Raw genomic sequence first — 6301 nt, forward strand, 5'->3', positions numbered from 1 at the left:
GGTGTGCGGGGGGGGCTCCCCCCCCGCCCACCACCCCCACCCGCCCCGCCCCACGCCTATCCCGCGCTACCGCCGTCCCAGGAAGATCGGATTGGTGAGCGCCGCCATCGGGCCCGGGAGGTCCGCCGCCGACGACGGGTGGCGGACCTCGGCGCGTATATAGGCGGCGTTGTCCGGGGTGGTCCGCCAGGTGACCGTGCCCTTTCCGGACGGTGGCAGCGGTGCGGTGTGCCGACGGCCCTGGTCGGTGACGAAGGAGACCGTGCAGCCGGGGGCCCCGGAGACGGTCAGCCGGGCGGTGACCCCGGCCGCATCGGGCAGCGCCAGGCGCTCGCCGATCCCGGCGTGTTCGCCCCGTTCGCCGGTGGCGGCGAACGCGAGGTCGATCCCGGCGGACTCGGCGATCCACACCCGGCCCGCCCGGATGCCGTCCTGGAGGGCGCGGCGCGAGAGGTCGTCGGCCAGGACGACGGTCTGCGGGAGGCCGACCACGTCCGGATCGCGGTGCGCGTCGCTGTGCCCGACGGCGGGCAGCCAGGTGCCGCCGCCCCGGGCGTGGGCGACCAGGGTGTTGTCCCACTCGGCGAGGGTGATCTCGTCGTCGGGGCCGTACGGGCCGTTCCACACCTCGACCGCATCGGCCTCGTTCAGCCCGAACTTCCAACTGCATCCCACGCAGGTGGCGTGCGGATGCGCCGGGATGACCAGGCCGCCGGCCCGGCGGATGGCCCGGGCGAACCGGCCGAAGGCGTTGTCCCGGGCCCGGTAGCGCCAGTCGATGAAGACGCCGGGGTCGGTGCCCATCGCCACCACGTGGCCGTTGCGGGTGGTGACCTCCTCGCCGGTGAGGATCAGTAGGTCGTCACCCCACAGCCCCTCCCAGGCGCGGTGGCCGGCGGTGGTGTTGTGCTCGGTGGTGGTGAGGAAGTCCAGCCCGGCGGCCCGGGCCAGCGCCGCGATCTGGGCCGGGGTGCGCTTGCCGTCGGAGTACACGGAGTGCAGGTGGTTGTCCCCGCGGTACCAGGCGCGGCCCCGGCCACGGGCCCGCTCCGGAGGGTGCACGGGCGCCGGGGTCGTCCCCGGGGGGCCGTGCCGCAGGGTGATGGTGACCTCGTAGTCCAGACCCTGCGGGGCGACCGTGTACGGGCCGAGGGCGAGGTGCCAGGTGCCGGCGTTGACCGGGCCCGGGAGGTAGCCCGGGGTGGCGTCGTCGGCCCGTAGGAAGAACTCCGTCCGCGCCCCGCCCGACCAGCCGCGGAAGCCGGCGCCGCCCAGTGCCGTGCCGCGTTCGTCGAAGATGCCGATGTCGCAGGCGTTCCCCGCGGTGCCGTCGGGCACGGTCGGCTTGTCGTAGCGGTACGCGACCGCGATCTCCCGTACGCCGTGCGGGACGTCGATCGGGACGTAGACGAAGTCGGGTGCGCCGATGGGCAGATGGCCGGTGACCGTGCGGCGCTGCTCGGCCGGCCCGCCGCCGGGCGGCCCGTCCCCGGCCCGCCCGGGGGGCGGTGCCGCCTCGGCGAAACTCACCCGTCCGAGGGTCAGCGCCCCCGCCGCGCCGGCGGCCGCCGACCTTTTCAGCACCTCGCGTCGTTCCATCTCCGCCCCCCTGAGTCGTCGCTGTCCGTCCCGCCGCGGCCCGTCCGCCGCGGGACGCGGTGCGCGCCCGCGCCGGCCGTCCGCCGCGTGTCGCCCTCGGGTTGTCCCCGCGTCGTTGCGCGCTGTGAAAACTGTTGTACGCGCGTGTGACACGCGGGGAAAGCCCTGTGGATAACTCGCGGACGGTGCGGCACCATGCGGTCACTCCACCCACCCGACCACTCCACCCACCTGACCACTCCGGACGCCCGATCGCTCCCGACGCCCGACCACTCCTGACGCGGAGGTACCCCCAGCATGCGGATCGCGACCACGCTGTTCCTGACCGACGAGACGATCCGGCCGGTCCGACTGGCCCACGAGTTGGAGCAGCGCGGCTTTGACGGGCTGTATCTGCCCGAACACACCCACATCCCCGCCTCCCGGGACACCCCGGCTCCCATGGGCGAGCCGCTGCCCCGTGAATACGGCCGCACCCTCGACCCGTTCATCGCCCTCGGCCAGGCCGCCGCGGTCACCGAGCGGCTCCGCCTGGGCACCGGCATCACGCTCGTCGCCCAGCACGATCCGGTCGACCTCGCCAAGCAGATCGCGACCCTGGACCACCTCTCCGGCGGCCGTTTCACCCTCGGCGTCGGCTATGGCTGGAACGTCGAGGAGGCGGCCGACCACGGAGTGCAGTGGACGACCCGGCGCGCCCTGGTCCGCGACCGGTTGGAGCTGATGCGCGCCCTGTGGGCCGACGAACCGACCGCGTACCGAGGCCCCTTCGGCTCCGTCCGGGCCTCCCTCGCCCACCCCAAGCCGGTCGGCGGTGCACCGCGTGTCCTGCTGGGCGGCGCGGCCGGCCCCAAGCTCCTGGCGGAGATCGTGGCCACCGCGGACGGCTGGTTGCCCATCGGCGGCGGCGGTCTGTCGGAGACCCTCCCGGCCCTGCGGCGGGCCTGGGCGGACGCGGGCCGTGCGGGCGAGCCGGAGGTGGTGCCGTACGCGGTCCGGCCGACGCCCGGGAAGCTGGCGCACTACCGGGAACTGGGCGTGCGGGAGGTGGTCCTCCAGCTGCCGGCGGCCGGTGAGGCGGAGGTCCTGCGGACCCTGGACGACTACGCGCAGTACCTGTGACCGGGCGCCGGGCCCGAGCGCCGCACCTGGTGCCCCCCACCCGTGGAGCGCGGCCCTGACCCACTGGACCGGCCCTAGGACCATCGGCCTACGGTGCGCTCCCGCGGAGCGGTACCTCAGACCGATCCGTCCCGGTGCGGCCGGGCGTAGCGTCGAAGGTGAAGGCACCAGGGACCCACCTCCCCAAAGGAGTTCCGTCGAACTCTCGGAGACCAAGGAGACGCCATGCCCCGCCTCGACCACACGATCGTGCACAGCAAGGACCGCTTCGCCTCGGCCCGCTTCCTCGCCGACCTGCTGGACGCCCCCGAACCCAAGGCGTTCGGCCCGTTCGCCGCGCTGAAGATGGACAACGGGGTGACCCTCGACTACGCCGAGCACGTCGCCGGCGGCAGGGAGTTCGTCGCCACGCACTACGCGTTCCTGGTGACGGAGGAGGAGTTCGACGGGATCCTGGCCCGCATACAGGAGCGCGACCTGCCCTACTGGGCCGACCCGAGGCACTCCAAGCCGCAGGAGATCAACCACCACGACGGCGGTCGGGGCGTGTACGTCGACGACCCCGACGGCCACGCCATGGAGTTCCTGACCCGGACCTACTCCGAGGAACTGCTCAGCTCGCTCTGACCGCCGCGGCGCACCGAGCCGGTCCGGCCCCGCCGGTCCGGCCCGCGGCATGCCGCAGCCGCATTCCGGGAAGTGCCCCGGCCGTGCGGAGACAACCTCCGTTTAACGTGATCAGCGGCACACCGCTCGCCCTGGATCCAGCCGCGGAGATGTCGGCAGTCGCTCGTATGCTCGGGGCATGACTTCCAGCGCGCAGGGATCTGACCAGGGCTCCCACCGGGGATCTGACCAGGTATCGGACGGGGCCGACCGGAGCGGGACGGCCCCCCGGCCGACGGCCAACGCGATGCGCCGGGCACTCAAGCGGGCCCGGGACGGCGTGGCGCTGGACGTCACCGAGGCCGCGGTGCTCCTCCAGGCGCGCGGCGAGGAGCTCGTGGACCTGTGCGCCTCGGCGGCCCGGGTGCGCGACGCGGGCCTTGAGGCCGCCGGCCGCGCCGGCGTCATCACGTACTCCAAGAGCGTCTTCATCCCGCTGACGCGCCTGTGCCGCGACAAGTGCCACTACTGCACCTTCGCCACCGTCCCCGGCAAGCTCCGCCGCGCCGGCCACGGGATGTTCATGTCCCCCGACGAGGTGCTGGCGATCGCCCGCCGCGGCGCCGAACTCGGCTGCAAGGAAGCCCTGATCACCCTCGGGGACAAGCCCGAGGAGCGCTGGCCCGAGGCGCGCGAATGGCTGGAGGCCGAGGGGTACGACGACACCATCGCCTACGTCCGCGCCATCGCGATCCGCATCCTTGAGGAGACCGGGCTGCTGCCCCACCTCAACCCCGGCGTGATGTCCTGGACGGACTTCCAGCGGCTCAAGCCCGTCGCCCCGTCGATGGGCATGATGTTGGAGACCACCGCCGAGCGCCTGTGGAGTGAGCCCGGCGGCCCGCACCACGGCTCGCCGGACAAGGAGCCCGCCGTGCGGCTGCGCGTCCTGGAGGACGCCGGGCGCAGCTCCGTGCCGTTCACCAGCGGCCTGCTGATCGGCATCGGGGAGACGTACGAGGAGCGCGCCGAGTCGCTGTTCGCGCTGCGCCGGATCTCCCGCGCCTACCACGGCATCCAGGAACTGATCCTGCAGAACTTCCGCGCCAAGCCGGACACCGCGATGCGCGGGATGCCCGACGCCGAACTCGACGAGCTGGTCGCCACGGTGGCCGTCGCCCGGCACATCATGGGCCCCACCGCCTGCCTCCAGGCGCCGCCCAATCTGGTGGACGGGGAGTACGGCCGGTTGATCCGGGCCGGCATCGACGACTGGGGCGGCGTCTCCCCGCTCACCCCGGACCACGTCAACCCCGAGCGCCCCTGGCCCCAGATCGACACGCTCGCCGAGCACTCCGCGACCGAGGGCTTCCAGCTGCGCGAACGCCTCGCGGTCTACCCGGAGTTCGTCCGGCGCGGCGAGCCCTGGCTGGACCCGCGGCTGCTGCCGCACGTCACCGCCCTCGCCGACCCGGCCACCGGCCTGGCCCGGGAGGACGCCGTGGTGACCGGCCACCCCTGGCAGGAGCCCGACGAGGGGTTCGTCTCCTCCGGCCGCACGGACCTGCACCGCACCATCGACACCGAGGGCCGGACGGCGGACCGCCGCGACGACTTCGACGAGGTGTACGGCGACTGGGCTGCGCTGCGCGAGGCCGCCGCGCCCGGCATGGTGCCCTCCCGCCTGGACGCCGACGTCCGGCAGGCCCTCTCCCAGGCCGCCGACGACCCGACGAAGCTCACCGACGCCGAGGCGCTCGCCCTGCTGCACGCCGACGGCCCGGCGCTGGATGCGCTCTGCCGGATCGCCGACGACCTGCGCCGCGCCACGGTCGGCGACGCCGTCACCTACATCGTCACCAGGAACATCAACTTCACCAACGTCTGCTACACCGGCTGCCGCTTCTGCGCCTTCGCCCAGCGCCGCACGGACGCCGACGCCTACACCCTCTCCCTCTCCCAGGTCGCCGACCGCGCCCAGCAGGCGTGGGACGTGGGCGCGGTGGAGGTCTGCATGCAGGGCGGCATCCACCCCGACCTGCCCGGCACGGCGTACTTCGACATCGCCCGCGCCGTGAAGGAACGGGTCCCCGGCATGCATGTGCACGCCTTCTCCCCGATGGAGGTGGTCAACGGGGCGACCCGCACCGGCCTGTCCATCCGGGAGTGGTTGAGCGAGGCCAAGGCCGCCGGTCTGGACTCCATCCCGGGCACCGCCGCGGAGATCTTGGACGACGAGGTCCGCTGGATCCTCACCAAGGGCAAACTCCCCACCGCCACCTGGGTCGAGGTCATCAAGACCGCCCACGAGCTGGGCATCCGCTCCTCGTCGACGATGATGTACGGCCATGTGGACCAGCCCCGCCACTGGCTCGGCCACCTCCGGCTGCTGGCCGAGATCCAGCAGGCCGCGTCGTCCAAAGGCGTCGCCGGCTTCACCGAGTTCGTCACGCTGCCCTTCATCCACACCAACGCCCCCGTCTACCTCGCCGGTATCGCCCGCCCCGGCCCCACCACCCGCGACAACCGTGCGGTGACGGCGATGGCCCGGATCCTGCTCCACCCGCACATCACCAACATCCAGACCAGCTGGGTGAAGCTGGGCGCCGAGGGCGCCGCCGAGATGCTCCGCTCCGGCGCCAACGACCTCGGCGGCACCCTGATGGAGGAGACCATCTCCCGGATGGCCGGATCGAGTTACGGCTCCTACCGCTCCATCCAGGACCTGATCGGCATCGCCGACCTCGCCGGCCGCCCGGCCCGCCCCCGGACCACGACCTACGGCAACGTCCCCGCGGAGCGCCAGGCCGCCGCACTGGCGTCGGACGGCCACCTGCCGGAGCTGCTGCCGGTGGTGGAGTAGCGGCCGGCACCGCGGTGCCGGCCCGGCCCGGGGGGGGGGGCGGCCCCCCCCGGCCGGGCCCGCGCGTCACGACCCCGAGTGCGACGCCACCGTCTGGAGGATTCACATCAG

Annotated in this window: 4 protein-coding genes; 3 read left to right on the forward strand and 1 reads right to left on the reverse strand. The window is 73.5% G+C overall.

Features of this window, described 5'->3' with window-relative positions; translation table 11 throughout:
- Window positions 1–66 precede the first annotated feature (66 nt).
- The gene (locus tag ACFVT2_RS43140; RefSeq protein WP_390027940.1) at window positions 67–1599 is read right to left on the reverse strand and encodes a CehA/McbA family metallohydrolase; all 1533 of its coding nucleotides are present in this window, start codon (window positions 1597–1599) and stop codon (window positions 67–69) included.
- A 297-nt stretch (window positions 1600–1896) separates the two neighbouring features.
- On the opposite strand from ACFVT2_RS43140, the gene ACFVT2_RS43145 reads away from it, so the two are divergent.
- The 3 genes from ACFVT2_RS43145 to ACFVT2_RS43155 all read left to right on the forward strand — a co-directional run bounded on the left by ACFVT2_RS43145 (window position 1897) and on the right by ACFVT2_RS43155 (window position 6190).
- Window positions 1897–2721: a TIGR03619 family F420-dependent LLM class oxidoreductase gene (locus ACFVT2_RS43145; protein WP_390027942.1), complete on the forward strand. Its 825-nt coding sequence runs from the start codon at window positions 1897–1899 to the stop codon at window positions 2719–2721.
- Between the two features lie 225 nt (window positions 2722–2946).
- Window positions 2947–3348: a VOC family protein gene (locus ACFVT2_RS43150; protein ID WP_390027945.1), complete on the forward strand. Its 402-nt coding sequence runs from the start codon at window positions 2947–2949 to the stop codon at window positions 3346–3348.
- A 178-nt stretch (window positions 3349–3526) separates the two neighbouring features.
- A complete protein-coding gene (locus ACFVT2_RS43155) occupies window positions 3527–6190 on the forward strand; it encodes a bifunctional FO biosynthesis protein CofGH (protein ID WP_390027947.1) in 2664 nt (887 codons plus the stop codon).
- The last annotated feature ends 111 nt before the right edge of the window (window positions 6191–6301 follow it).

Origin of the sequence: Streptomyces sp. NPDC058000, from assembly GCF_042886435.1 — a bacterium.
Lineage (GTDB): Bacteria > Actinomycetota > Actinomycetes > Streptomycetales > Streptomycetaceae > Streptomyces.

Coding starts and splice junctions, on each gene's coding strand:
- ACFVT2_RS43140 (WP_390027940.1), bottom strand. CDS start 1,599: ATGGAACGACGCGAGGTGCTGAAAAGGTCGGCGGCCGCCGGCGCGGCG.
- ACFVT2_RS43145 (WP_390027942.1), top strand. CDS start 1,897: ATGCGGATCGCGACCACGCTGTTCCTGACCGACGAGACGATCCGGCCG.
- ACFVT2_RS43150 (WP_390027945.1), top strand. CDS start 2,947: ATGCCCCGCCTCGACCACACGATCGTGCACAGCAAGGACCGCTTCGCC.
- ACFVT2_RS43155 (WP_390027947.1), top strand. CDS start 3,527: ATGACTTCCAGCGCGCAGGGATCTGACCAGGGCTCCCACCGGGGATCT.